The following is a 25018-nucleotide window of genomic DNA, read 5'->3' on the forward strand; positions in this document are numbered from 1 at the left end:
GAACCTGTTTGGCCGGACGGGTTTCACTGAATCTGCTTTTCGAGGGCTTCGGTGAGATCCCGGCTGGCCTGGAGCGAGCGCAGCATGGCGGGGATATTGTTTTCCAGGTTCAGGTTGATGATCAGATCCCGGTTGGCATCCACCGATGCGCTGCGACCGACCAGCTTGAGCTGTAGTTGCATGTCGCCACTGGGCGGGTATTCCAGCGTGCCGCTCAGCTCGCGGTAGTTGTAGTCCTCCAGGGCTCCGGCAATCAGCTTGAGCTGCGGGTTGTTGGACAGCACTTCGGCAGAGAAGGCGCCGTAATAGCGCAGCCGGCCGCCCGGCGGCCGGGCCTCGATGGTTCCCTGCTTTACGGTCGCCCCTTCCGCGCTCGTAATTAGAGGTATTTGCAGATCGAGGATGCCGCTGGCGGCAAAGTTCTCCGTCTCCATCTCGCGGGTCAGTTCCCTGAGGGAGATTCCGCTCACGGAGACCTGGCTTCGGCGCTCTGCGCCGACGAGGTTCCATACCAATGCCTGTGACTCCAGCCGCCCATCAAGCAGTTCTGCGCTCAAATTGCCCAGCTTTACGTCCTGATTCTCATCGAGTGACAGTAAAAAGTGAATATTCTCGACTGGCAGCCCTACATCCAGGGTGTCGATTTGCACCGGTTGTGGTTTGACGGTTTGCCAGTGTTTTCCTGGCCTCTGCAGGGCGAACTGCCCCTTGACGCCGGTCGCGAAGCTATCGCCAAAGACCAGCGCTACATCGGCCAGTTCCAGGTTGGCAAAATCCCGTTGAGTCGGCGGCCAGGACAAGTGTCCCTTGGCGGAAACGGTTCCTGCGACTATGTCCATGGGGAGGCCCGTTACAGATTGGCTGAGCGGCTGCCGCTGGCTGAACGCTGCCTCTGACAGGGTAAACTCTGTACTTCCCTCGGCGCTGTCCAGGTTGTGATGCCACTGAGACTGCATCTGCAGGGGGCCTGCCAGGATCTGACCGTCGCCGCGGAGGAGATCGCCATTCAAACTGAGGGTGCCGGTCAGTTGCGGTTCCAGTTGATAGCCTCCCTGGATCTGAAGCTTGAAATTTTCGGAACGGAATCTGCTGCTGAGTTGCGGTTGTCTGTTTGCCCGATTGAACTGCACATCCCCAAATTTCATGGAACCAGACGCAGTCAGTTCGCCGGTCTTCAGGATGGAAAGCGTTGCGGTCAGCTGCTGCGCAATACAAACAGGTTCTCCGTCGGCGAGTGTGCACTCGGCCTGCGGTGAAACCAGCAATGTATTCTCTGCTGTTGTTTCGTCGCGGACTATTTTCGCGGCCGAGAGCTCCATGTCCTGTAACTGCAAGCGCTGCCGGCTTCCTTCCAGCATGACGTTCACCTGTGTATGAATGGCTGGCTTGTGAACGACCAGGTTTATTGCCGGTTGTGTGATTTTCTCGGAAGATATTTCCAGGGTCATAGAGCAGCTGGTCGACCTGGCAATCGTGCACGCAATCTGCTGTAACTGGCTATCGAGATTAATGTCTCCGCTGTCCGAGAGTGCCCCCAGCACCACAGGTCCTCCGGCTACCTGAATATCGCCGGGCCACTGATCGATTCGCAGTGTCAGTACTTCCTCGAGCTGTAGTTGTACCTTGCCTTTTTGCCAGCCCATCTGTGCCGGCTGTGATCCCTGCGTCTCGGCCCTCGCAACGTCGAGACTGATACGGCTTTCCGGCAGGAACGATAAATTGATATCGGACAGCCACTGCCGCTCACTGTTCCGGATATCGCCCGGAGGCTTCAGGCTGGCGTTACCGCGGAAAAGGACTGAGCCGTCGGGTGAATCGATGGAAAATGGCGCTAGCTTTTGCTGCCATCGGGGCGCCTGCAGCACTGCTCTGGCTCGGTCGAGATGCAGACTGCCTGTAACCGTGAGTGAATTCCTTCCCTGTTCGGTGCCGCTGTCGACCTGCAGCTCGAGCATCGGCGCCTGTGCCTTGGCCGGTGCCTGTTGCTTGGTTGGTGTCAGTTTCAAGGTCGCGGAGCCGCTGATCGCTTCCGGCTGCAGTGGCTGAAGCCGAGCCAGCTTGACGACGACAGGGTCGCGGGTGGAGAGCGACAACTGTATCGCGGCACCCAGTAGTTGGGCGGGTAGGGTGAGGTATAGTGACTCGCTCTGGAGTCTCGCGCTGACATGACGGTAATCCTGCAGCTGCAATACCCGGTCCGGCACCAGCATTTCAATACTGGCGGCGAGTTTTCCCGAGGCGCTCGCGGCGATATCGTTCAGATTCTCGGACAGGGGCAGGTCGGTAACCTGCTGCAGGTCGGATTCCAGCTTCGCGGTACCCCGCCAAGTCCCGCTATCGCCCGGTGTCAGCTCGCCAGTCAGTGAGAGTGCCGGGTCCTGACCTTCTGTACCCAGGTGAGCGACGAACCTGGCCCGACCTTCCGGTGCCCGAACTAACACGGAAAGGCGCTGCCCGCCGCTTGAGAAATCGGCGTGGACCGAGTGTTGCTCGCTGTCACGGCGCAGATTCAGGGTGCCAATCTGTGTTGCTTCTTTCCCCCAACGCAATTCAGCGATTTGCAGTTTCTCCGGCAGATACCGGTACAGCGGCTCTACCATTTCACTGAGTTTCAAGTCTCGTGCAGGGGGAACGTCAGAGTGGTCTGGCTGGGGGATTGTCGAGACTGCAATGGGCCGCGGTGTATAGCGCAACTTATCTATCGTTAGTTGTGCTCGGTTCCGGCTCCCCGCCCATAGCAGGCTCACTGGGTTCAGTAGCCGCACATTTTCCAATTGCAGTTCTGCATTGCTATCCAGGCCGATATTAAGCCGCTCAATGGAGACGCGACCGACGCCGATTTGCAGGCCTTGAAGTTGCTCGATACTGCTGCCCTTTAGCAACGGGTTGATCAGCGTCAGCGCTACGCGGTCCCTGTCCCGCCAGGCCCAATAGCAGGCCGCCAGTACCAGCAGGACTGCCGTGACTAGGATAAGGCGGGACTTGCGCACGCTGGACCTCTTGAAGCTGACTTGCGATTGCCGGGTAAATATGGAAACTGGCACCACCAATATGATTTCAGTGTAACCGGCCTGGAACAATAATAAGAGAGGCGCTGTTTGTGAGAAATGCGATACGAACCTTCCTCAATATCTCATTCACTTTCATGGCCCTGACGGGCGGGGGGGCAGCCGTGGCTTACGATCGAGTGACCGGTGAGGGGTTCGCCAGCCGCTCCCCGGTATTGGCGACCCAGGGAATGGCGGCCACCAGCCAACCGCTGGCGACCCAGATTGCGCTCGATGTTCTCAAGCGCGGTGGCAGCGCCGTCGACGCGGCGATCGCCGCCAACGCCGCCCAGGGACTGATGGAACCGACCGGATGCGGTATCGGGGGTGACCTGTTTGCGATCGTCTGGAATGCGGAGGAGGGCAAGCTCTACGGCTTGAACGCCAGTGGGCGGTCGCCCAAATCCCTGCCATTTGAATATTTTGCGCAGAACGGCCTGTCGAAGATCCCCTCTCACGGGCCCCTGCCGGTATCCGTGCCCGGCGCGGTGGACGGCTGGTTCGAGCTGCACGACAAGTTTGGCCGGCTGCCAATGCAAGACCTGCTGGCGCCAGCGATTGAGTACGCGGACAAGGGCTTCCCGGTCACCCAACTGGTCGCCTATTACTGGAACCGCTCGGTACCGGTACTGGAAAAATATCCCGGCTTCCGCGACACCTTTATGCCCGCTGGCAAGGCGCCGCAGGAGGGCGAGCTTTTTCGCAATCCGCGCCTGGCGGAGACTTACCGCCGGATTGCCAAAGGCGGCCGCGATGTCTTCTACAGGGGTGCTATCGCGAAAGAGATCGCGGCCTATATGAAAGACAATGGCGGCTTCCTCTCTGCCGAGGATCTGGCGGCGCACAAGTCCGAGTGGGTGGAGCCGGTTTCGGCCAATTACCGCGGTTACGATGTGTGGGAGCTGCCGCCCAACGGCCAGGGCATAGCGGCACTGCAGATATTGAATATTCTGGAGGGGTATGACCTGGCCAAGCTGGGGCGCACCAGCCCGGAGTACGTTCATCTGTTTGTCGAGGCGAAGAAACTGGCGTTCGAAGACCGGGCGAAATACTACGCCGATCCCGCCTTCAACAAGATACCCGTCGCGCAGCTGATTTCGAAGAAATACGCGGCCGAGCGACGCCAGTTGATCAACCTGGATAGAGCGGCCAAACGTTACGATGCGGGCAGTGTCGCCCTGCGCCACGGGGACACTATCTATCTGACGGTGGCGGACAAAGACGGCAATATGGTGTCGCTGATCCAGAGCAACTACCGCGGTATGGGCTCCGGTATGACCCCGGGGGAGCTGGGCTTTATCCTGCAGGACCGCGGCGAGATGTTCAGCCTGAAGGAAGGGCATTTCAATCAGTATCAGCCGGGCAAACGCCCCTTCCACACCATTATCCCGGCCTTTATCACCAAAGACGGTGAGCCGTTCATGAGCTTCGGCGTAATGGGTGGCGCCACCCAGCCGCAGATGCACGCGCAGATCGTCATCAACATGGTGGACTTCGGCCTCAATGTCCAGGAGGCGGGAGATGCACCGCGCATACTGCATACGGGCTCCAGCCAGCCGACCGACGAAATGATGCAGGACGGCGGCTATATCAGCCTCGAGGACGGCTTCCCGATGGAGACGCGCCGCAGCCTGGTACAGATGGGACACCAGGTGCGCTTTGAAAGCGGCCCCTACGGTGGCTATCAGGGCATAAAGCGCGATGGGAATGGCGTCTATCACGGCGCCTCCGAAAGTCGCAAAGACGGGCATGCCGCGGGCTACTGACCGGCGGTCCTTTTCCATTCCCGGGTGCTTGCTGGTCGGCAGCGCCCGCTGCCTCGCGCAGATCTTTCTGCTTCTTTTTCCCGACCCGGTCGCTCTGCGCGAGCGCCCGCGCATCCGGCGCTGGCGATCAACCTCTCCGGGTCGGCTAAAATTCGGCTCGTCCCGTCCGCTTGTCGGCTCCAAGTGACAGCTTTGGTGCAATGCGGTATCGGAGTCTTGTGAATTTTGCCGGGAGTGATAACTTGTGCGCCGCGTCTCATTTAGAACGGCAACGGGACGCGGCTTAGCTGGCAGAGGAAGTTTCGGATCATGAAAGACGCTCAACCCCATACCGTTTACCTGAAGGACTACCGCGCACCGGACTACCTGGTGGACACTGTCCACCTGCATTTCGAGCTGCAGCCGAAGGCCACCCTGGTCAGGTCGCAGCTGAAGATCCGGCGCAACCCCGAGGCCGGGGAGGGGCTGCCGCCCCTGCAGTTAGACGGCGTGGAACTGGAGCTGCTTTCCGTTTCCATCGACGGCGAACTGGTTCCGGCCAGCCGCTACCGGGAGTTGCCGGACGGACTTTCGCTTCCAGTGGCAGCGCCGGAGTTTGTGCTCGAGATCCACAACCGCATCAACCCCGAGGACAACACCTCGCTGGAGGGGCTGTACCTGTCCAACGACATGTACTGCACCCAGTGCGAGGCGGAGGGGTTTCGCAAGATCACCTACTATCCGGATCGCCCGGACGTGATGTCCCGTTTCACGACCACCATAGTGGCGCCGCGGCAGTACCCGGTGCTCTTGTCCAACGGCAATGAAATCGCGCGGGGCACTACAGAGGACGGCCGCCAGTTCGTCACCTGGGAGGACCCCTTTGCCAAGCCGTCGTATTTGTTCGCGCTGGTGGCCGGCGACCTGCAGCACGTGGAGGACAGTTACACCACAGCCAGCGGGCGTCAGGTGAAACTGCAGATTTTTACCGAGGCGAAGAATATCGGTAAGTGCGACCACGCGATGCGCTCGCTGAAAAAGGCCATGCGCTGGGACGAGGAGGTCTACGGGCGCGAGTACGACCTGGATATTTTTATGGTTGTCGCGGTAGACCATTTCAATATGGGGGCGATGGAAAACAAGGGCCTGAACATATTCAATTCCGCCTGCGTGCTGGCCAGTCCGGAAACGGCTACCGACAGCGCCTTTCAGCGCATTGAATCCATTGTCGCCCACGAGTACTTCCACAACTGGTCCGGCAACCGCGTCACCTGCCGGGACTGGTTCCAGCTGAGCCTGAAAGAGGGCTTTACCGTGTTCCGCGATGCGGAGTTTTCCGCCGATATGAATTCCCGCGCGGTCAAGCGAATCGAGGATGTTTCGCTGCTGCGTACCACCCAGTTTGCCGAGGACGCGGGTCCGATGGCGCATCCGGTGCGCCCGGATTCCTATATGGAGATCTCCAATTTCTACACCTTGACCGTCTACGAGAAAGGCGCGGAAGTGGTGCGCATGATACACACCCTGCTGGGTGGTGCGGGATTCCGCAAGGGCAGTGATCTTTATTTCGAGCGTCACGACGGCCGCGCCGTTACCTGTGAGGATTTCATCAAGGCGATGGAGGATGCCAATGGCGTCGACCTCGGCCAGTTCCGCCGCTGGTACAGCCAGGCCGGCACACCGGTCCTCGAAGTGACCGATGCCTACGACAGCGCCAGCGGCAACTATGCACTGACTATCAAGCAAACATGCCCGGCGACACCGGGGCAGGAAAAGAAACTGCCGTTTCATATTCCACTGGCGTTCGGTCTGTTGGGCGCGGACGGCCGCGACCTGCCGCTGGATGCCGCGGGCACTACGCAAATGGTCCTGCAAATTACCGAGGCGGAGCAGACGTTCAGCTTCAGCGGCCTGACGGAAAGACCTCTGCCCTCGCTGCTGCGTGGTTTTTCGGCACCGGTCAAGGTGCGCTACGGTTACTCCACCGAGCAACTGCTGTTTCTGATGCGCTGTGACTCGGACGAATTCAACCGCTGGGATGCCAGCCAGCGCCTGGCACTGATGGCACTGGAGCAGCTGCAGCGCGATTACCGCGAGGGGAACAAGTTGCAACTGCAAGCGGAACTGGTCGAGGCCTACCGCAGCGTGTTGCAGAACCGCGACCTGGATCCGGCCCTGGTTGCGGAAATGCTGTCGCTGCCGAGCGAGCAGACGCTGGCCGAGCAGGGTGAACAGATAGATGCCGAGGCCATTATCGTCGCGCGCAGATTCGCCCGGGAAGCGCTGGCGGAGGCGCTACACGACGACCTGCTGGCGTGCTATCGCAGGCTGCACACCGAAAAGCCGTACAGCCCCGACGCCGCCGATATCGCCGAGCGCAGCCTGAAAAATGCCTGCCTGGCCTACCTGTGTGCTACTGGCAGGGCGGATACCCTGCTTCTGGCACAGGAACAGTTTCGCGATGCGGCCAATATGACCGACAGCGCGGCGGCACTGGCGGGGCTGGTTAACCATGGCGACGAAGCTGTCGCCCAGAGTGCGCTGGATAGTTTTTATCAGCGCTGGCAGCAGGACACCCAGGTGATAGAGCTCTGGTTCGGTCTGCAGAGCTCCAGTGCGAAGTGGGGCAAACTGGATAAGGTGCGCGCACTGATGCAGCACCCGGCCTTCGAACTGAAAAACCCGAATAAGGTGCGCGCGGTGATCGGTGGCTTCGCCAATCGCAACTTTACCCAGTTCCACTGTTCCGACGGCAGTGGTTTTGCGTTTGTGGCGGAACAGGTTGTCGTCCTGGACAAACTCAATCCTCAGATTGCCGCGCGCCTCGTTATTCCGCTCACCCGCTGGAAAAAGTACTTGGGTGAACTGGGTCTGCAGATGAAGCAGGCGCTTCAATCGATTATGGACACGGGCAAGCTGTCGGCAGACCTCTATGAAGTCGTCAGCAAGAGCCTGGTTTAGTGCTCTGCGCGGGGATGCTGCGTTGCTGAAGGGAGGAGCAGGGGCCGCCCTATAAGATATGACTGCGGCGCTCCTCCCCCAGCCTTAGCAGTTCGAGTCGATTGCCCTCGAGACGCAATTCGGTAACGGACGCATAATCGGGGCGAAACTGCTGTATCCGGCGATCATGGCGAATATGCGCAACGACGGAGTTGATCACCATAAAATGGCAGAAAACGGCCGTATCTTCCCGCAGCGCTAACAGATAATCGACGATGCCGCGTCGCCACGCCATCTGATTTGTGTCCTGCGCGTCCCAGTCTCTGTCGAGCAGTGAGCGAATCCACTGGCCGCGCTGGCTGAGCGGGATTCCCTCCGGCGAAGGGATCTCGGTCACGGCTTCTTCAATATTGACCGGGCACTGCCAGAGGTCTGCCAGCGGCTGCGCCGTTTGCAGGGCCCGCATTTTGGGACTGCTGATCAGAGACAGCGGCTGCGATTCGGCGAGCTGCCGCGCAAGCTTTTCCGCCTGCTCTTGTCCGAGAGCCGTAAGCGCCGGGTCCGGTGTCGAGGGGCCCTTCGCCGCCTCACCATGGCGCACCAATAAAATCTTCGTCACTCGCCTGCCAACTCTATAGATAACCGGTTAATAGTTCGTCCGGTATATGTTGCCACAAGGCCGCGAGCTCTGTCGTGTCGAAAGGCCTTCCCGCCGGATGTTCGCCAAATCTGCGACTGTGTCTTTCGCTGAAAGTGCGCCAGCCGCCACCGGGATCGCCGCACTCGGCGAAGTTCAGCCAGGCTTCGCGTATGCTGTTGCTCAATAGATGCGCATTGATTTCGCCACCATAGAGAGATTGCAGTGATGGCGCACCATGGGTGCCGAATACATAGCCCAGTTCCACTGCGTGGCAGGCACCGAGCAGCGGGTGCGCCGCCAGTGGCTGGGCAAAGTGGTAGTGGAAGCCACTGCCGCCGTGTGCCTCCAGCAGGCGCAGGCCGGGCAGGGTGAATACCATATCCGTCAGCAGCAGATTCCAGGTGCGGCTCCATTCCGGCCAGGGATTGCCGTTCAGTGACTGTGCTACCCGGTAGTAGTGGTCCAGCAGTGGATCCAGTAAGTTCCGTGGCAACAGCCACTCCAGCCGTTCACGGATCTGCCGGTTGTCGAGGGTGAAACTCTGTGGATTGATGGCACTGAACAGGTTCCACTCGTCCAGATTGCTGCCTAGCATCAGGGACAACTGTGCAGTGCCGCTCTTCAGGGCCTTTAACGGCTCAGCTATCAGCAATTCGCCGTCGTACACCGGTTTGAACGGCAACTGCCCCCAGTTCCGCTCCATACGTTGGTCCGATAACACTGCCTGCTGCGCCTGCAGTAGCGATCGTGTGCTGGCTTCGCGCAGTGACCCGCTGTCGTTGAACTTATCGAGAAATTCGACGAATGCCTGCGCCAGATGGTTGGCTCTGTCTCGACTATGGATGGCGGCCGGGTTGCCGCTTTGCACAATTGCGCGGTGGAAGAGCCCGTTACAGCGCGGAACCGCCATCAGGGCGGCGATACTCATCGCGCCGGCAGATTCGCCGAACAGGGTAATGTTGTCACGATCTCCGCCAAAGGCAGCGATGTTGGCGGACACCCACTTCAGCGCCGCTATCTGGTCCAGCAGTCCCTCATTGCCGCTGGAGGGAATGTCGGTGATATCGCACAAACGCAAAAAGCCCAGCGCGCCGAGACGGTAGTTGCAGGTCACGACGATTGCCCGCCCGCTGGCTGCCAGGAAGCCGCCGTTATAGATGTCCTGACAGCCGGATCCCATATAAAAGGACCCGCCGTGAAGCCAGAGCATGACGGGCAACTTCTTGTCGCCCGCGACCGGCGGCGCGTAGATATTCAGATACAGGCAGTCCTCGCTCTCCGGTGGCTCGCCGTTGGGCCCGCGGACCTCGATCAATGCCGAAGGATTCTGCGCAGCCGGCATGCCATAGGCAAGGGCGCGTAACGGCGTCTGCCGCGGTGGCAGGGGCTGCGGCGGCAGCCAGCGCAAGTCACCCACCGGCGGCAGGGCATAGGGGATGCCGAGGAAGCGACGCACGCCGGTCGCCTCGTCGATTGTGCCAATGACTGGTCCGGCAGGGGTTTCTGCGATGGGTGTGGTATGCCGGCTATTGTTAAATTGGAGGCCGATACTCGCGTCGCTTGTCATCGATGGCGCCCTGATCCTTGCGCAATTTGTTCCTTAACCCATTGAGTATAGCTGGCGCCAATTTTGCCTTTGCAGGCGCGGCATTTTCAGTCATCGCCGTAAAGGCTGGTCTTTCGAGGCTGCCGAATTTTCGGTGGGCTCTACAGGTCCCTCCATCCATAGACGCTCTTAAACTGATGACGATGAAACTGGCCGATTGTCTACGAAGGGAGAGTTATTTCGGCCGGTGAAGTTGAATATTCGCCGCCGCGCAACAGAAATGTTCCGAGTGAGATGCGAGGTTGCACGGTGATTCATCGCGCGTGACCGCACCCTGGAAAATAGATAGTTCCAACACAGGCACCGGGAGGCTTTTCAAGGTGGTTGTCGGCCTCGATGATTTTTTGCGGTTGCTGTTAGGTCGACAGAAATGGCGGATGGAGCCTGCCTGCCAGCGGTGCGCTTTATGACCTCTCTCCCACTTTTTTCCGCTTTTTCTGGAAAAGGAGAGAATGCTGGAAAATTAGCGAAACTTCCGCTTGCAAACGCCGATTACTCGGATACTATTAACGTCATAGAGTCAACTAGAAACCGTTTCCGATGAGCACCCCGAATCTCCATCTATCACCGCGTAAGCGCTCTGCCAAGCAGCGACAGCTGCCGGCCGCCGCTCGCCTGTGGTGTGGTGTTCTGGAAACCCACTCCCTATGCGTCGCGCGCGAGACTGTCTGCAAGACTGTCTATAAGACGCGTCCGGTGTTCGCAATGATCACCTAGCACACCTGACAAAGCTTAGGCGTTGGAAGGTGTATTGCCTTCCTCCTGAGAAAAACCCGGAAGGCTGACCTTCCGGGTTTTTTTTTGCTGGAAATTTACGAAGAGAGTAACTATCGACAAGGAGTAGTGTGAAATGGACCGGCAGTGGTGGCAGCGGTTGCACAGCTTTCCGCCCTTAATCTGGATAATATTGATCGGCAGTTTCTTCGGTCGCGGTACCTATTTTATGGTGTGGCCGTTTCTGGCGATTCTGTTGTATGAGAAATTCCAGCTGGGGGCGGCGGAAATCGGCTTGATTCTCAGTGCCTCGGCGGTTGGGGCGGCACTGCTGGGATTTTATGTAGGATCCCTGTCGGATCGTTACGGTCGCCGCAATGTGTTGCTGGTCGGAACGGCAATCAATTTTTTTGCTTTTGCGCTTCTGGCTGTCGCGCAGACACTGCCGGTATTTATTCTCGCCATGACCTTCTGCTCCATTGGCCGCGCCATATGGGAGCCGCCGGCCAGTGCGTTGATCGGCGATCTGATTCCGGATAAGCAGAGCCGCGAACTTGCATTGCAGTTTCGTTACTTCCTGATCAATGTGGGCGCCGCGCTCGGTCCGATTGTTGGCGTCTGGGCCGGCCTCAGCGCACAGCAGTCGACGTTTGGACTCACGGCGTTCAGCTACCTGTTGCTGAGTCTGGCGTTTCTGTGGGGCTTCGCGCACACGGAGGCTGGGCGCCAGGCGCATAAGCGTCGGGACGCAACGGTAACGCTGCGCAATACTCTGGCGGTATTGCGCAAGGACCAGGTTTTTCTGGTGGTCATTATCGCCAATGTGCTGACGTTGTTTATCTATGCCCATATGGACTCGAGTCTGGTGCAATACCTGACCCGGGCGGAGGCGCCCAGGTTGGTCGAGCTCATTTCCAGCATGATCCTGGTCAACGCCACCACCATAGTACTGCTGCAGTTTCCACTGCTGCAGATGATGCGCGATATCGATGTCAACGGGCGCATCGTTATCGGCTTGGCGGTGCTCGCGTTGGGGCAGCTGTGGTTTGCGCTCAATCCGGTGGACTGGTTTGCGGGCTGGCTGGGGGCGACATTTGTTGTCAGCCTGGCGGAGGCGGTGCTCTTCCCGACCATGAGTGTGCAGATCGACCGGCTGGCACCGGACCACCTGCGCGGCAGCTACTTCGGTGCCTCGTCCTTTTACTCACTGGGTTGGTCGGTAGCCCCGCTGGTGGGCGGTATAGTGATCGAGTGGTGGAGTGGGGCCACACTCTACTGGATGATGTTCGGTCTTTGCGGTCTGGTGTTTGCTCTCTATCGCCTGACCGATTCTCTCTCCAGGCCGCAGTGGCAGGTGTTGGAAGAGGCGGTAAATGTAGAGGTAGTACGTTTAGAGACAGAGTCGCCCCAGCCGCAATAGTCGCCCTCTGTTTTTGGCCCCCTTGCGGGGCCATTTTTGTTCATTGTCTCAAGAGAAGGTACTAGTAGCGCATCCTACTGGAGAAGGTTGCGGCTGTGGCAGACCTGGGCGTACTCTCCATCCAGGTTGCTGAGGAATATCTGCTGCAATTTTTCCCCTGCGAGCAGAGAGCCATCGCGAAGCGGCTTCGCAAAAGCGGCTGTAGCATCTTCCGGTAACAGAATCCGGTAACCCAGGGCCGCGGCCACTCTGATCGTAGCGTCCACTGAGTGGTTGATCACGACTCCGGTTACCACCAGTTCCGTAATACCGCGCCGCCTGAGTATTTCATCGAGCTCGGTACCGATAAAGGCACAGTTCTCCCGTTTGGTCAGCACTGTTTCGCCTATTCGGGGTTCGGCCTCCGGCTTAAAGGCAAAGTGCGGACAATCTGCGTAATAGGGGGATTCGGGGAAGTGGGACGAGTGACGGATATGCACAACCGGCCACTCGAGGGTGCGCCAGTGTTCCAGCAGGGCGGCGATTCGCTGTTCTGCCACGTGGTTGTTGCGTGGGTGGGGCGAGAAGTGATCGATGGCCTGCTGCACATCGATCACCAGTAGTGCCGGATTGTCGGTTTTAATCATCTCGGCGCTTTTTCTCATTAATGCCGGTTAAATTACGGCCGCAAGTCTTGATCCCTGATCGATGGCCCGCTTCGCATCCAGTTCGGCCGCCTCGTCGGCGCCGCCAATCAAATGGACTTTTACCTCGCTGGCCTGCAGCGTATCGTACAGCGCCCGCGCAGGTTCCTGGCCGGCACAGATCACTACGTTATCCACTTCCAGCAGATGCTGCTCATCGCCAATACGAATATGCAGGCCAATGTCGTCGATCTTCTCATAGCTGGCACCGGCAATCATCTCCACATTGCGGTGCTTGAGGCTTGTGCGGTGGATCCAGCCAGTGGTCTTGCCGAGACCGGCGCCGACCTTGGACGCCTTGCGCTGCAACAGGGTCACCTGGCGCGGCGCCGTTACCGCACTGGGCTTTTTCAGGCCGGCGCGATTTTCGAGTCGGATATCCACGCCCCATTCGTCGAAGAATTCGGCTTTGCTGCTGGCGATCAGTTCTCCGCTGTTGTCGCCCTCGTGCGCCAGGTACTCCGCGACATCGAAGCCGATGCCGCCGGCGCCGATGATCGCCACTTTCTTGCCAACTGGCTTCTTGTGCTTCAGCACATCCAGATAGCTCAGCACCTTTTCGTGTTCGATGCCGGCAATCGGCGGTGTGCGCGGCTTAATGCCGGTGGCGATGATGACCTCGTCGAAAGCCTGCAGATCTTCCGCGGTGGCGCGGGTGTTGAGCCTGACTTCGACGCCGGTGATTTCCAGGCGGCGTTTGAAGTAGCGCAGGGTTTCCTCGAATTCGGCCTTGCCCGGGATCTGCTTGGCGATATTGAACTGGCCGCCGATTATTCCTTCCGCTTCGAACAGCGTGACATTGTGGCCGCGCTCCGCGGCTACGGTCGCGGCGGCCAGGCCGGCCGGGCCGGCGCCGACAACGGCGATGTTTTTCGGGGCATCGGTCGGCAGGTATTGCAGTTCCGTTTCGTGACAGGCGCGCGGGTTGACCAGGCAGGAGGTCAGTTTCAGTTCGAAGGTGTGGTCCAGGCAGGCCTGGTTGCAGCCGATACAGGTGTTGATTTCGTCGGCGCGGTTCTCGGCGGCTTTATTGACGAACTCGGCGTCGGCGAGGAAGGGTCGCGCCATGGAGATCATGTCCGCGTGCCCGGCCGCAAGTACTTCTTCGCCAACTTCCGGCATGTTGATGCGGTTGCTGGTGACTACCGGCACACTCAGGTGCTGCTTCACCTTGGCGGTGATTTCGGTAAAGGCGGCGCGGGGCACACTGGTGGCGATGGTGGGCACGCGCGCTTCGTGCCAGCCGATGCCGGTGTTGATGATGGTCGCGCCGGCTTCCTCGATGGCCTTGCCCAGAGTAACAACCTCGTCAAAGGTGCTGCCGTCTTCGACCAGGTCGAGCATGGAGAGGCGGTAGATGATGATGAAATCTGTGCCGACCGCTTCGCGCACCCGGCGCACTATCTCGATCGGCAGGCGGGTGCGATTCTCGAAGCTGCCGCCCCATTCATCGGTGCGCTTGTTGGTGCGCGACACGATGAACTGGTTGATGAAATAGCCCTCCGAGCCCATGATCTCGATGCCGTCGTAGCCGGCCTCGCGGGCCAGGGTGGCGCAGCGCACATAGTCGTCGATCTGGCCTTCGATCTCGTCGCCGGTCAGTTCGCGCGGCGTGAAGGGGTTGATCGGTGCCTGGACGGCCGAGGGGGCGACCAGGTTCTGATTATAGGCGTAGCGGCCGGCGTGCAGAATCTGCATGCAGATCTTGCCGCCCTCGGCGTGCACCGCGTCGGTGATTCCCCGGTGCTGCTGCGCTTCTTCCGGGGTGGTCATTTTGGCGGAGCCCATAAACACGCCGCCCTCCTCGTTGGGCGCTATGCCGCCGGTCACGATCAGGCCCACACCGCCGCGCGCGCGCTCGGCATAGAAGGCCGCCAGCCGGGTAAAGCCGCCGGCGTGTTCTTCCAGGTTGGTGTGCATGGAGCCCATCAGCACCCGGTTTTTCAGGGTGGTGAAGCCCAGGTCCAGCGGGGCCAACAGGTGGGGGTAGGCGTGGGACATGGCAATTCTCTCTTCTTGTGACCGACAAGATATATGCAAAGAGTTGCATATGGTTGCTGCGAAGAATAGCAAGGGCGTGGGTGGCGGGCAGTGACCATTCCGGTCGAATTCTTTGGCCTGTTTGGGTCGGACGGGTCCTGGCCTGCTAGCTCTGGGCGGCCCTGCTGCCGGTAGCCACCCGGCGAAAAACCTGATCGGTACTGTTTGCCGGCCGCGGGCGCTTTCGCCGGTTGGGCAGCGGAAGCAGGGCCTTCGCGCCGGGCTTCAGTGTTCCTTTTCGAGTTCCGAGTCCCGGCTCTACGCAAACAATTCTATCAACTGCCCCCGCAACCACTTATTGGCCGGGTCGTCGTGCTGGTTCTTGTGCCACAGCAAATGCCAGTCCATCTGCGGAATCTGGAACGGCAGTTCGAACAGCTGCGCCGGGTACTGGTTGGCCAGGCTGGCCGGTACCGTGAGCGCGAGATCGGTGCGCAACACCACCAGCGGCGCGACCCGGTAGTGCTGCACCCGCAGCTTGATATTGCGGCGCCGGCCCAGCTTGTTCAGGGCGATATCCACCAGCCCCGGGCCGCTGCGGCGGCTGGATACGTGGATATGTTCCAGCTGCAGGTACTGTTCCAGGGTCAGGCTGGTCTGCTGCGCCAGCGGGTGGTCCGCGCGCAGCATGCACAGGTAGCGGTCGTTGATCAGGCGCTGTTGCTGCAGCTGGGTAGCGGTGGCGAGCGGAATGTCGAGGCCGAAATCCAGGGTGTTTGCTGCCAGTTCCTTCACGAGCTGGTCGCGGGGCACATAGTAGGACTCGACAGCGATTCCCGGTGCCATCCGTTGCAGCTGCTCCAGCAGCCGCGGCAGCAGCAGCGTCTCCGCCATGTCGTTCATCGACAGGCGCAGCGTCTTTTGCACCGTGGCCGGGTCGAAATGGCGCTGTTCATTCAAGCTGCCGCCGAGCAGCGCCAGCGCTTGCTGGACCCTGGGCATGATGCTCTCGGTCAGCGGGCTGGGTGTCATGCCTGCCGGGCTGCGGATGAACAGTGGGTCATCCAGGGTGCGGCGCAGGCGCGCCAGGGCGTTACTGACCGCCGGTTGGGTGATATGCAACTGCTCCGCGGCGCGGGTCAGGTTGCGCTCGTTGTATATCGCCTCCAGCACCAGGAAGAGGTTCATGTCCATCTTTTGCAGCTGCACGGGTGTCACCAAGCATAATCAATGTGAATGTTCGGATATTCGCATAATAAACTTTGATGATTCAATGCCCGGCGCTAGGGTAAGAGCTCAAGCAAGGGGGACATCTATTGGCAGAGTTTTACGCGGTGCGCCACGGCCAGGCCTCATTCGGCGCCGCCGATTACGACAAGTTGTCGGAGCTGGGCTGGCGCCAGGCGCGCTGGCTGGGAGGGCACTGGCATGCGGCCGGTATGCAATTTGACCGCATCCTCTGCGGCAGCCTGCTGCGCCATCGGGAAACCGCGCGGGGTATCTGCGAGGCAATGGGGCTGGATACCGCCCAGGTGCAGGCCCAGGTGCAAATAGTGCCGCAGTTGAACGAGTTCGACTTCCACAGCGTGATGCAGAGCTTCGGCGAGCTGGATCCGCAGTCGGTGCCGGCGCGGGACGCCAGCCGCTCCGATTATTACCGCTTTCTCAAGAAGGCGATGCTGGCCTGGTCCGAGGGCGAGATCAGCCCGGCGGAAAGCTGGAGCGAATTCGAGCAGCGTATCGGCGAGGCGCTGGATTTGATCGGCGACAGCCCCAAAGGCAGCAAAACCCTGGTGGTCAGTTCCGGCGGCGCCATCGCGATGATGGTGCGCCAGGTGCTCGGTGCGCAGGCGGAGACGGTAACCAAGCTCAATATGCAGATCAAAAATACGGCGGTGAGCCGCTTCTTTGCCGGTGCGGGCAGTATCAGCCTGCACAGCTTCAATCACGTACCGCACCTGGAGACAGAGGGGCGGCATGACTTCATTACCTACAGCTGAAACAAATACCAGAGGCGGCCGATCATGGAGTTCGAATATTCAGACAAGGTGACAGCCCTGCTCGAGCGCCTGCAGCGCTTTATGGATGACCATGTCTATCCGGCGGAGCAGACCTTTCACGAGCAGTTGCTTGAGGACCGCTGGGGTGAGCCGCCGGTTCTGGCGGAACTGAAGGCGAAGGCGCGCGAGGCGGAATTGTGGAATCTGTTTATGCCGGATGCGCGCTTCGGCGCCGGGCTGAGCAATCTGGAGTACGCGCCGCTGGCGGAAGAGATGGGCAAGGTCATCTGGTCTTCGGAGGTCTTTAACTGCAGCGCGCCGGATACCGGCAATATGGAGGTGCTGGCCCAATACGGCAGTCCGGCGCAGCAGGCGCAGTGGCTGAAACCGCTGCTGAACGGGGAAATCCGCTCGGCGTTTGCGATGACCGAGCCGAAGGTCGCATCCTCCGACGCCACCAATATCGAGACCTCGATAGTGCGCGATGGTGACGACTACGTGATCAACGGCCACAAGTTCTATATCAGCGGCCTGATGAACAAGCGCTGCAAGATCATGATCGTGATGGGCAAGACGGATCCGGACAACCCGAACCGCCACCAGCAGCAGTCGCAGATCCTGGTGCCCACCGATACCCCGGGAGTGAAAATTCTGCGGCCGATGACCGTCTTCGGCTACGACGATGCGCCGGAAGGGCACGCGGAAGTGATCTTCGACAACGTGCGTGTGCCGGCGAGCAACCTGATTCTGGGTGAGGGGCGCGGCTTCGAAATCGCTCAGGGGCGCCTGGGACCGGGTCGCATTCACCACTGCATGCGCCTGATCGGTCAGGCCCAGCGCGCGCTGGAACTGATGTCGAAGCGCGCCGAGCAGCGCGTCGTGTTCGGTCGGCCGATGAGCAAGCAGGGTTCGGTGCGCGAGGACATCGCCAAGTCCGCCTGTGAAATCGAGCAGGCGCGCCTGCTGACCCTGAAAGCCGCGGATCAGATGGACCGTTACGGCAACAAGGCGGCCAAGGATCTGATCGCGATGATCAAGATAGTCGCGCCGCAGATGACCTGTACCGTGATCGACCGCGCGATTCAGATCCACGGCGCCGCCGGTGTGAGTCAGGACTACAGTCTCGCACAGCATTATGCCTATGCCCGCACCATCCGCCTGGCGGATGGCCCCGATCAGGTGCATATGATGCAGTTGGGGCGCAACCTGGCCGCGCGCTACGGCGCAGAGCAACAATCCCTTGAGAAAAACCGAGGGAGGGGATAACGGTGGATACTGTGTCAGACCAGCGCAATTCCGTAGAGCAGCTGCCGGTCGAGCAGCTGGAGAAGTATCTCGCTGCACACATCAAAGGCTTTAGCGGCCCGATGACGGTCAGCAAGTTTTCCGGTGGGCAGTCCAATCCGACATTTAAATTGCAGACTGCCTCCGCTACCTATGTGCTGCGCCGTCAGCCGCCGGGCAAACTGTTGAAGTCCGCGCACGCGGTGGACAGGGAATTCCGAGTGATGCGCGCCCTGGCCGATACCGAAGTGCCGGTGCCGCGGGTACTGCACCTGTGCGATGACCGCGAGCTGATCGGCTCCATGTTTTACGTGATGGAATATTGTAACGGGCGCATTTACTGGGATGCCGCCCTGCCGGAGCTCGACAACCGCCAGCGCGGCGAATTCTACGAGGAAATGAACCGGGTACTGGCGGCGCTGCACAGCGTGGACTTGGAGGCCACCGGCCTTTCCGATTACGGTAAACCGGGCAACTATTTCGAGCGGCAATTCGAGCGCTGGCAGGGCCAGTACCGCGCCTCCGAGCTGCAGCACATTGCAGCCATGGACCAGCTGATCGACTGGCTGGCCGGTGCACTGCCGGAGGACGATGGCCGCGTGGCACTGGTACACGGCGACTACCGGCTCGACAACATCATGTTCCACCCCACCGAGAGTCGCGCCATCGCTCTGCTCGACTGGGAGCTGTCAACGCTCGGTCACCCCTTCGCGGACCTGGCCTACCAGTGCATGCAGCTGCGCATGCCCGCCGAGTCCGGCAATATTTCCGGGTTGATGGGCGTGGACCGGAGCGCACTCGGTATTCCGTCGGAGCAGGAGTATGTGGCGCGCTACTGTGAGCGTATGGGCATCGATCGCATCGATAACTGGGCTTTTTGCCTAGCGTTCAGCTTCTTCCGCCTCGCGGCCATCATTCAAGGGGTGGCCAAGCGCGCACATGACGGCAATGCATCCAACAAGAACGCAGCGCGCCTCGGCGCCTTTGTCGAGCCGCTGGCGCTGTTGGCGCTGGACGTTATCGACACGGCGTAGGGTGCGCCGTGCGCACCGATCCGCGTCCGATATACGCTCCGCTAATATTGGTGCGCACGGCGCACCCTACGAGTTTGGTTTCGATTAATGAAGAAGAATTTCGAGGATCTTTATGGCTACCAATTTATTTGACCTGACTGGAAAAATCGCCCTGGTTACCGGCGCGAGCCGCGGCATCGGCGAAGCCATCGCCAAACTGCTGGCGGAGCAGGGCGCCCATGTGCTGGTTTCCAGCCGCAAGATCGAGGGCTGCCAGGCGGTCGCCGATGCGATTGTCGATGCCGGTGGCAAGGCCGAGGCGCTGCCCTGCCATATTGGCAGTATGGAGGAGATAGAGCGCGCGTTCGCGGACATTCGCCAGAAGCACGGCCGCCTGGATATCCTGGTCAATAACGCCGCGACCAATCCCTACTTCGGCCACATCCTCGATACCGACCTGGGCGCTTTCCAGAAAACCGTCGACGTCAATATCCGCGGTTACTTCTTCATGTCGGTCGAGGCAGGCAAACTGATGCGCGAGCAGGGTGGCGGCTGCATCGTCAATACCGCCTCGATCAATGCACTGCAGCCAGGTGTCGGCCAGGGCATCTACTCGATCACCAAGGCGGCGGTGGTCAACATGACAAAGGCCTTCGCCAAGGAGTGCGCGCAGTTCAATATCCGCGTGAACGCACTGCTGCCGGGTCTGACCAAGACCAGGTTTGCCGGTGCGCTGTTCACGCACGAGGAAATCTACAACACGGCGATCGGCCATATCCCGATGCACCGCCATGCCGAGCCGGAGGAGATGGCCGGTACCGTGCTCTATCTGGTTTCCGATGCGTCCAGCTATACCACCGGCGAGTGCGTGGTCGTGGATGGTGGTATGACTTCCTGCGGGGGTATCTAACGATGGATCCGATTCTCGATTTCAGGGGCAAGGTGGCACTGATCACCGGCGCGTCCAGTGGCTTCGGCAATCTGTTGGCGCGCGAACTGGGCGCGCGGGGCGCGAAGCTTGTGCTCGGCGATATCAACCAGGCGGACCTGATGACACTGGCGGACGAGCTGGGCGGCGCGGGGATTGACGTGCGCGCGCAGCGCTGCGATGTGTCCTCCGAACCGGACTGCGCGGCGCTGGCCGAGCTGGCGCAGATGGCGTTCGGCGGGCTGGATATCGCCGTCAACAATGCGGGCATCGCACCGCCGATGATGGCGGTGGAGGAAACCACCGAGGCCGAGATGGACCGCCAGTACAACGTCAATCTGAAGGGGGTGCTGTTCGGACTGAAACACCAGCTGCCGCTGATGAAGGGCAAAGGTGGGGCTATCCTCAATGTATCCTCGATGGCGGGCCTCGGCGGCGCGCCGAAAATCGCCTCCTATGCGGCGGCCAAGCACGCGGTGATCGGTTTGACGAAGACGGCGGCGGTGGAGAACGCCAAGTACGGCGTGCGCGTGAATGCGATCTGCCCCTTCTTTACCCTGACGCCCATGGTGACCGGTATCGAATCTCCCGGCGTCAGCCAGCAGGACTTCCAGGCATTTCTCGCCTCCGGCTGCCCGATGAAGCGCCTCGGACAGCCCGAGGAGGTTATCGCTGCGATGTTGATGCTGCTTTCACCGAAAATGACCTATGTCACCGGACAGGCACTGGCCGTGGATGGCGGTCTCTCCGCTTTCTAGCAGGCTAGCCAAGGCTCCTCGCCAGAAGATAAGAACAGGATTTCGACATGCCCACACTGATCCCCCGCGACAAGATTCGGCAATTCATCGGCTTCGAGACCGAACCCACCGCTTGGCTCAACATTGAGCAGGATCGCATCGATGTATTCGCCGAATGCACCCTCGATCGCCAGTTTATTCACGTGGATCCCGACGCCGCCAGGCGCACGCCTTTCGGCAGCACCATTGCGCACGGTTTCCTGACGCTGTCGCTTCTGTCCTATTTTGCCGAGCAGTTACAGCTGGGGATCGAGGGGGTGCAGATGGGCGTGAATTACGGTCTGGACAGAGTTCGATTTATCAACCCGGTCAAAGTGGGCAGCAAGGTGCGGGTGCGGGCAAAAATTCTGGACATTCGGGAAAAGAACCTGGGCCAGTACCAGCTGAAGCTGGAAGTGACCATGGAAATAGAAGGCGAACTGAAACCGGCGCTGATCGCCGAATGGCTGTTTATGCAGTTTGTGTAACTGTTGTGTAAATAGAGACACGGGAGCAGGCGATATGAGTATTCGATTCGACGGCCAGGTAGCGATTGTCACCGGGGCGGGTAACGGTCTCGGCAGGTCCCATGCACTGGAACTGGCGCGCCGCGGTGCCAGGGTGCTGGTCAACGATCTGGGCGGCGCGCGGGACGGCTCCGGTGCGTCACTGACCGCCGCGGAACAGGTGGTTGCGGAGATCGAGGCGTTCGGTGGCGAGGCGATCGCCAACGGTGCCAATGTCACCGACTACGCCCAAGTGGAAGCCATGGTGCAGCAGGCGGTGGAGCTCTGGGGGCGCGTCGACATCCTGGTCAACAACGCGGGCATTCTGCGCGACAGGACTTTCGCCAAGGCCGATCTGGATGATTTCAAATTGGTGATCGAAGTGCACCTGATGGGCGCAGTCAACTGCACCAAGGCGGTGTGGGATCTGATGCGCGCGCAGAATTACGGTCGTATCGTGATGACCACTTCCTCTTCCGGTCTCTACGGCAATTTCGGCCAGTCGAACTACGGCGCGGCAAAAACTGCACTGGTCGGCCTGATGAACACCCTCTGTCTCGAGGGTGAAAAGAATGGGATCAAGGTGAATTGCCTGTCGCCCACCGCGCGTACGCGTATGACCGAAGACATTATTCCGGACCCGAAAATTTTGGATCTGATGACGCCGGAATCGGTCACCGCTGGCCTGGTGGCACTGGTCGCTGAGCATGCCCCCAACCGCTTTATCCTCGGTGCCGGTGCCGGCGCCTTTGCACGCGCGCGTATTGTGGAAACCGAGGGTATCTACTTGCCACCGGAACAACAGACACCAGAGATGGTGCTGGCCAACCTGGATGTGATCAGCGAAGACAGCCAGCAGCAGGAATTGATCGGTGGCCTGAACCAGACCGTCAAGTTTGTGCAGAAGGCGGCCAAGGCGCTGGACGTAGAGCTGGGATGAGGAGCGGAAAAATGAAAGAAGCCGTTATTGTCTCCACCGCGCGCACCCCGATCGGCAAGGCCTATCGCGGTGCCTTCAACAATCTGGAAGGGCCAAGCCTGGCGACGCACGCGGTGCGCGCATGGTCGGGCACGCGCTGCTGGAAGGCAAACGCCGGGGTGTCCGGTATGCGGTAGTCACCATGTGTGTGGGCGGTGGTATGGGCGCGGCCGGTCTGTTTGAAGTGGTGTAATACCGCTTCCCGATTCACTATAAAGAAATAACAAGGTGCGGCCACGGTCGGCGCTCGGATTTCGTTGGCGATCAGTAAACGGTATGACACTTATCTGGAGAAAACTATGCGCGCGTTGATTTGTGTCGAGTATGGCTCGGCCGAGCTGCTCATTATCGGAGATAGGGCGCTGCCAGAGCTGAAAAGCGACGAGGTGCGCATCGATGTTCGCGCTGCCGGGATTAATTTCCCCGATGCGCTGGTGATTGCCGGCAAGTACCAGATAAAACCGCCTCTGCCGTTTATTCCCGGTGGCGAATGCGCCGGAGTTATCAGTGCGGTTGGTGATAACGTCAAGCACTTCAAGGTTGGCGATCGGGTGATCGCTATGCCCGGTATGGCCGCCTTTGCCGAGCAGGTCCATGTGAAGGAAAAGCTGCTGGTACCCATGCCGGACAAGCTCAGTTTTGAACAGGCGGCGGGCTTCTGCATTACCTACGCTACCTCCTACTACGCACTCAAGCAGCGCGCGGCCATCCAGGCCGGCGAAACGCTGGTGGTACTGGGCGCGGCCGGCGGTGTCGGGGTGACGGCAATTCAGCTGGGTAAAGCGCTGGGTGCCCGGGTAATCGCCTGTGCCTCTACCGCGGAAAAACTGCAGTTTTGCAGGGAAGTCGGTGCGGACGAACTGATCAACTATTCGCAAGAGAACCTGAAGGAACGTATCAAGGAACTCACCGGGGGTAGAGGTGCCGATGTAATCTTCGATCCGGTGGGCGGGGATTACACCGAGGAAGCCTATCGCTCCATCGCCTGGAGCGGACGCTACCTAGTGATCGGATTCGCCTCCGGGGATATTCCCCGACTGCCACTGAATCTGCCGCTGCTGAAAGCCGGGGATATCATGGGCATTTTCTGGGGCAGCTGGGCACAGCGGGACCCAGAGGCCAATTTGCAGAATTTTGCCGAGCTGTTACAGATGGTGGAAGAAGGTAAACTGAACCCGCTCACGACCGAAATCTACCGGTTTGAAGAGTACATAGCCGCGTTTGCCGCGATTACCGAGCGACGCGCACGCGGCAAGGTGATATTGACCCTGGGCTAGCGTCGGTCAATACGAAATTCGATGGCCTCGATGGAGGCCGTTTTCTCGCTTTGCTCAGGGCAGCAGCCGACAGTGTTTGCGCGCCTTGCTTTCCAGGTCTCGCGGCAGCTTTTCTGAAACCGATCCGCGCTGCTGCCGGCGCCACACGTGGCAGAGTTCTACGTAGCTGCCGGCCTCCACCTGGCTGCGCAGATGAAACCAGGGATCGACAGCCGGCGCGGGATGGGTGGGCTCCTGCTGCCAGTTGGTCAGTGGTCTCTGTCGAGATGCATCGGCGGGGTGCAGGCTCGGGGTCAGGGCACCCAGATACTGGGCGGGATGAATCAGCAGCACTACGATGGCTACCGCGGCACCGCTGCTTGCGGCCTTGGAAAGCCAGAGGTTGTCCGATCTTGCTGGTTTGAATTGCCGGGCATATTGCAGGATTTTTTCATCGAGAGATCCCGGGGAAGTGATTCCCGCTACCGCTTCCCGATACTGATGCTCCAGAACGCTCATACGCTTACCTCTTCGACTTCCGCAATGCGCCAGGGTTGTCTTTGCGGTCCATATAAAAATTCTTCCAGCTTTTCCTTGCCAGTACGGTAGTACTCTCTGCACTTCTTGAGCGATATTTTTTCGATGTCCGCCACCGTGGCCAGCGGCAACTGACAGTCCGTGTACAGCAGTAAGATATTGCGTTCAATACGGGACAGCCGCTGGATGCCCGCGAGCACTCTGTTTTCCGGGTCGGCCAGCTGTTGTTGGGCGTCCGGGTCCTGGGAGGCACAATTGCGCAACAGCCTGTTCACTTGAATGAATAGCCAGCTGCGGAGCTGACGGCCCGATAGTTCCGGCGGCTGTTCGAGCAGGTTGTTCCACAGCGCCTGCAGTACACCACTAGCACCGGCGAAGTTCATCTGAGAGCAGTAGCGATAGAGGACGTCCTTGTGGCGCTGATACAGCTGGCGGAATGCGTTGATATTCCGCGTAGCGTGATAAAAATCGAGCAGTGCCTCGTCGCTCAGGTGCTGAAAGTCGTTGGGTGACAAAACGTCGCGCCTCCATGCGGGGGTGATACAGGTTCGAACGGCTGAACACAGCGAGCATTATTTGAACTGTTAATATTTTGATCTAATTCGCGGTGCGGCTATTCACCGCGATTCTCGGCGTCTGGGCTGTCCTTAACCCGTTCGCCTTTACCTCTGCCAGCAAACTTTTCGTTAGACTGCTGATGGTGACTGTCAGAACGTCTCTTTTTTCTACTTCCCAGATAGAGAGTGGCCATTCCCAGAAGAAGCTCGTCGACAAACGGCAGCAGGTCCGGGATAAACAGATCCACAAGAAATATCGCGCAGATCCACTTGAACAGCTGCGGGTGTTCCAGTTTCTTAGCGTAATTCAGGAACCAGCCAACAAGGGCACTGGGCAGCACTCTTTTCATCGGCCCGCTCTTCGCCGTCGGTTTGGGGATTATAGACGGCGGCTACACCCGGCTCCG

General features: G+C 59.7%; 20 protein-coding genes and 1 pseudogene. 12 read left to right on the forward strand and 9 right to left on the reverse strand.

The genetic code is table 11. From position 1 onward, the window contains the following. Positions 1-23: 23 nt before the first annotated feature. Complete coding sequence (locus RRF64_RS17670; protein ID WP_323847254.1) at positions 24-2990, reverse strand: intermembrane phospholipid transport protein YdbH family protein; 2967 nt, start codon at positions 2988-2990, stop codon at positions 24-26. Between the two features lie 182 nt (positions 2991-3172). On the opposite strand from RRF64_RS17670, the gene ggt reads away from it, so the two are divergent. Continuing rightward, a complete protein-coding gene (gene ggt / locus RRF64_RS17675; RefSeq protein ID WP_323847255.1) occupies positions 3173-4813 on the forward strand; it encodes a gamma-glutamyltransferase in 1641 nt (546 codons plus the stop codon). Positions 4814-5122: 309 nt separating this feature from the next. Further along, entirely contained in the window at positions 5123-7753 is a 2631-nt protein-coding gene (gene pepN, locus RRF64_RS17680; RefSeq protein WP_323847256.1) for an aminopeptidase N, read from the forward strand. A 49-nt stretch (positions 7754-7802) separates the two neighbouring features. On the opposite strand, the gene RRF64_RS17685 is transcribed toward pepN, so the two are convergent. Continuing rightward, positions 7803-8351 (reverse strand): histidine phosphatase family protein, encoded by a 549-nt coding sequence (locus RRF64_RS17685; RefSeq protein WP_323847257.1) that lies wholly within the window; start codon positions 8349-8351, stop codon positions 7803-7805. Positions 8352-8364: 13 nt separating this feature from the next. Further along, the gene (locus RRF64_RS17690) at positions 8365-9939 is read right to left on the reverse strand and encodes a carboxylesterase/lipase family protein (RefSeq protein ID WP_323847258.1); all 1575 of its coding nucleotides are present in this window, start codon (positions 9937-9939) and stop codon (positions 8365-8367) included. 889 nt (positions 9940-10828) lie between these two features. Between RRF64_RS17690 and RRF64_RS17695 the strand changes: the two genes are divergently transcribed. Next, positions 10829-12112, forward strand: coding sequence for an MDR family MFS transporter (locus RRF64_RS17695; RefSeq protein ID WP_323847259.1), 1284 nt, complete (start codon positions 10829-10831; stop codon positions 12110-12112). Positions 12113-12186: 74 nt separating this feature from the next. Here the strand turns inward: RRF64_RS17695 and RRF64_RS17700 are convergent, their stop codons facing one another. The 3 genes from RRF64_RS17700 to RRF64_RS17710 form a co-directional block, all read right to left on the reverse strand. After that, positions 12187-12738 carry an isochorismatase family protein gene (locus RRF64_RS17700; protein WP_323847260.1) on the reverse strand — a complete coding sequence of 184 codons (552 nt, stop codon included), beginning with the start codon at positions 12736-12738 and terminating at the stop codon, positions 12187-12189. Positions 12739-12765: 27 nt separating this feature from the next. Next, on the reverse strand, positions 12766-14796 hold the full coding sequence (locus tag RRF64_RS17705) for an NADPH-dependent 2,4-dienoyl-CoA reductase (RefSeq protein WP_323847261.1): 2031 nt from the start codon (positions 14794-14796) through the stop codon (positions 12766-12768). Positions 14797-15093: 297 nt separating this feature from the next. Continuing rightward, positions 15094-15984 carry a LysR family transcriptional regulator gene (locus RRF64_RS17710; RefSeq protein WP_323847262.1) on the reverse strand — a complete coding sequence of 297 codons (891 nt, stop codon included), beginning with the start codon at positions 15982-15984 and terminating at the stop codon, positions 15094-15096. A 107-nt stretch (positions 15985-16091) separates the two neighbouring features. On the opposite strand from RRF64_RS17710, the gene RRF64_RS17715 reads away from it, so the two are divergent. From RRF64_RS17715 to RRF64_RS17755, 9 genes and pseudogenes are all read left to right on the forward strand, one after another. Continuing rightward, positions 16092-16775: a histidine phosphatase family protein gene (locus RRF64_RS17715; RefSeq protein ID WP_323847263.1), complete on the forward strand. Its 684-nt coding sequence runs from the start codon at positions 16092-16094 to the stop codon at positions 16773-16775. A gap of 24 nt (positions 16776-16799) precedes the next feature. Then, positions 16800-18041: an acyl-CoA dehydrogenase family protein gene (locus RRF64_RS17720; protein WP_323847264.1), complete on the forward strand. Its 1242-nt coding sequence runs from the start codon at positions 16800-16802 to the stop codon at positions 18039-18041. Positions 18042-18043: 2 nt separating this feature from the next. Beyond that, positions 18044-19093, forward strand: a complete 1050-nt coding sequence (locus RRF64_RS17725; RefSeq protein ID WP_422732645.1) for a phosphotransferase — start codon at positions 18044-18046, stop codon at positions 19091-19093. A 112-nt stretch (positions 19094-19205) separates the two neighbouring features. After that, positions 19206-19982, forward strand: coding sequence for an SDR family oxidoreductase (locus RRF64_RS17730; RefSeq protein ID WP_323847265.1), 777 nt, complete (start codon positions 19206-19208; stop codon positions 19980-19982). A 2-nt stretch (positions 19983-19984) separates the two neighbouring features. Next, complete coding sequence (locus RRF64_RS17735) at positions 19985-20758, forward strand: SDR family NAD(P)-dependent oxidoreductase (RefSeq protein ID WP_323847266.1); 774 nt, start codon at positions 19985-19987, stop codon at positions 20756-20758. A gap of 47 nt (positions 20759-20805) precedes the next feature. After that, entirely contained in the window at positions 20806-21264 is a 459-nt protein-coding gene (locus RRF64_RS17740) for a MaoC family dehydratase (protein WP_323847267.1), read from the forward strand. A 34-nt stretch (positions 21265-21298) separates the two neighbouring features. Further along, a complete protein-coding gene (locus RRF64_RS17745; RefSeq protein ID WP_323847268.1) occupies positions 21299-22222 on the forward strand; it encodes an SDR family NAD(P)-dependent oxidoreductase in 924 nt (307 codons plus the stop codon). 97 nt (positions 22223-22319) lie between these two features. Continuing rightward, positions 22320-22454: pseudogene (locus RRF64_RS17750) on the forward strand (acetyl-CoA C-acyltransferase); the annotation flags it as partial. A 106-nt stretch (positions 22455-22560) separates the two neighbouring features. Beyond that, entirely contained in the window at positions 22561-23538 is a 978-nt protein-coding gene (locus tag RRF64_RS17755; RefSeq protein ID WP_323847269.1) for an NADPH:quinone oxidoreductase family protein, read from the forward strand. A 54-nt stretch (positions 23539-23592) separates the two neighbouring features. On the opposite strand, the gene RRF64_RS17760 is transcribed toward RRF64_RS17755, so the two are convergent. The 3 genes from RRF64_RS17760 to RRF64_RS17770 all read right to left on the reverse strand — a co-directional run bounded on the left by RRF64_RS17760 (position 23593) and on the right by RRF64_RS17770 (position 24961). Next, complete coding sequence (locus tag RRF64_RS17760; RefSeq protein WP_323847270.1) at positions 23593-24036, reverse strand: hypothetical protein; 444 nt, start codon at positions 24034-24036, stop codon at positions 23593-23595. Next, positions 24033-24569: an RNA polymerase sigma factor gene (locus RRF64_RS17765; protein WP_323847271.1), complete on the reverse strand. Its 537-nt coding sequence runs from the start codon at positions 24567-24569 to the stop codon at positions 24033-24035. The genes RRF64_RS17760 and RRF64_RS17765 overlap by 4 nt, the downstream gene beginning before the upstream one ends. Positions 24570-24667: 98 nt before the next feature. After that, positions 24668-24961, reverse strand: a complete 294-nt coding sequence (locus RRF64_RS17770) for a DUF6116 family protein (protein WP_323847272.1) — start codon at positions 24959-24961, stop codon at positions 24668-24670. Between the last annotated feature and the right edge of the window lie 57 nt (positions 24962-25018).

The sequence above is a fragment of the Microbulbifer magnicolonia genome (assembly GCF_035117725.1).
Classification (GTDB): Bacteria; Pseudomonadota; Gammaproteobacteria; order Pseudomonadales; family Cellvibrionaceae; genus Microbulbifer; species Microbulbifer magnicolonia.

Coding starts and splice junctions, on each gene's coding strand:
- RRF64_RS17720 (WP_323847264.1), top strand. CDS start 16,800: ATGGAGTTCGAATATTCAGACAAGGTGACAGCCCTGCTCGAGCGCCTG.
- RRF64_RS17745 (WP_323847268.1), top strand. CDS start 21,299: ATGAGTATTCGATTCGACGGCCAGGTAGCGATTGTCACCGGGGCGGGT.
- RRF64_RS17695 (WP_323847259.1), top strand. CDS start 10,829: ATGGACCGGCAGTGGTGGCAGCGGTTGCACAGCTTTCCGCCCTTAATC.
- RRF64_RS17730 (WP_323847265.1), top strand. CDS start 19,206: ATGGCTACCAATTTATTTGACCTGACTGGAAAAATCGCCCTGGTTACC.
- RRF64_RS17770 (WP_323847272.1), bottom strand. CDS start 24,961: ATGAAAAGAGTGCTGCCCAGTGCCCTTGTTGGCTGGTTCCTGAATTAC.
- RRF64_RS17740 (WP_323847267.1), top strand. CDS start 20,806: ATGCCCACACTGATCCCCCGCGACAAGATTCGGCAATTCATCGGCTTC.
- RRF64_RS17700 (WP_323847260.1), bottom strand. CDS start 12,738: ATGATTAAAACCGACAATCCGGCACTACTGGTGATCGATGTGCAGCAG.
- pepN (WP_323847256.1), top strand. CDS start 5,123: ATGAAAGACGCTCAACCCCATACCGTTTACCTGAAGGACTACCGCGCA.
- RRF64_RS17755 (WP_323847269.1), top strand. CDS start 22,561: ATGCGCGCGTTGATTTGTGTCGAGTATGGCTCGGCCGAGCTGCTCATT.
- RRF64_RS17705 (WP_323847261.1), bottom strand. CDS start 14,796: ATGTCCCACGCCTACCCCCACCTGTTGGCCCCGCTGGACCTGGGCTTC.
- RRF64_RS17690 (WP_323847258.1), bottom strand. CDS start 9,939: ATGACAAGCGACGCGAGTATCGGCCTCCAATTTAACAATAGCCGGCAT.
- RRF64_RS17735 (WP_323847266.1), top strand. CDS start 19,985: ATGGATCCGATTCTCGATTTCAGGGGCAAGGTGGCACTGATCACCGGC.
- RRF64_RS17760 (WP_323847270.1), bottom strand. CDS start 24,036: ATGAGCGTTCTGGAGCATCAGTATCGGGAAGCGGTAGCGGGAATCACT.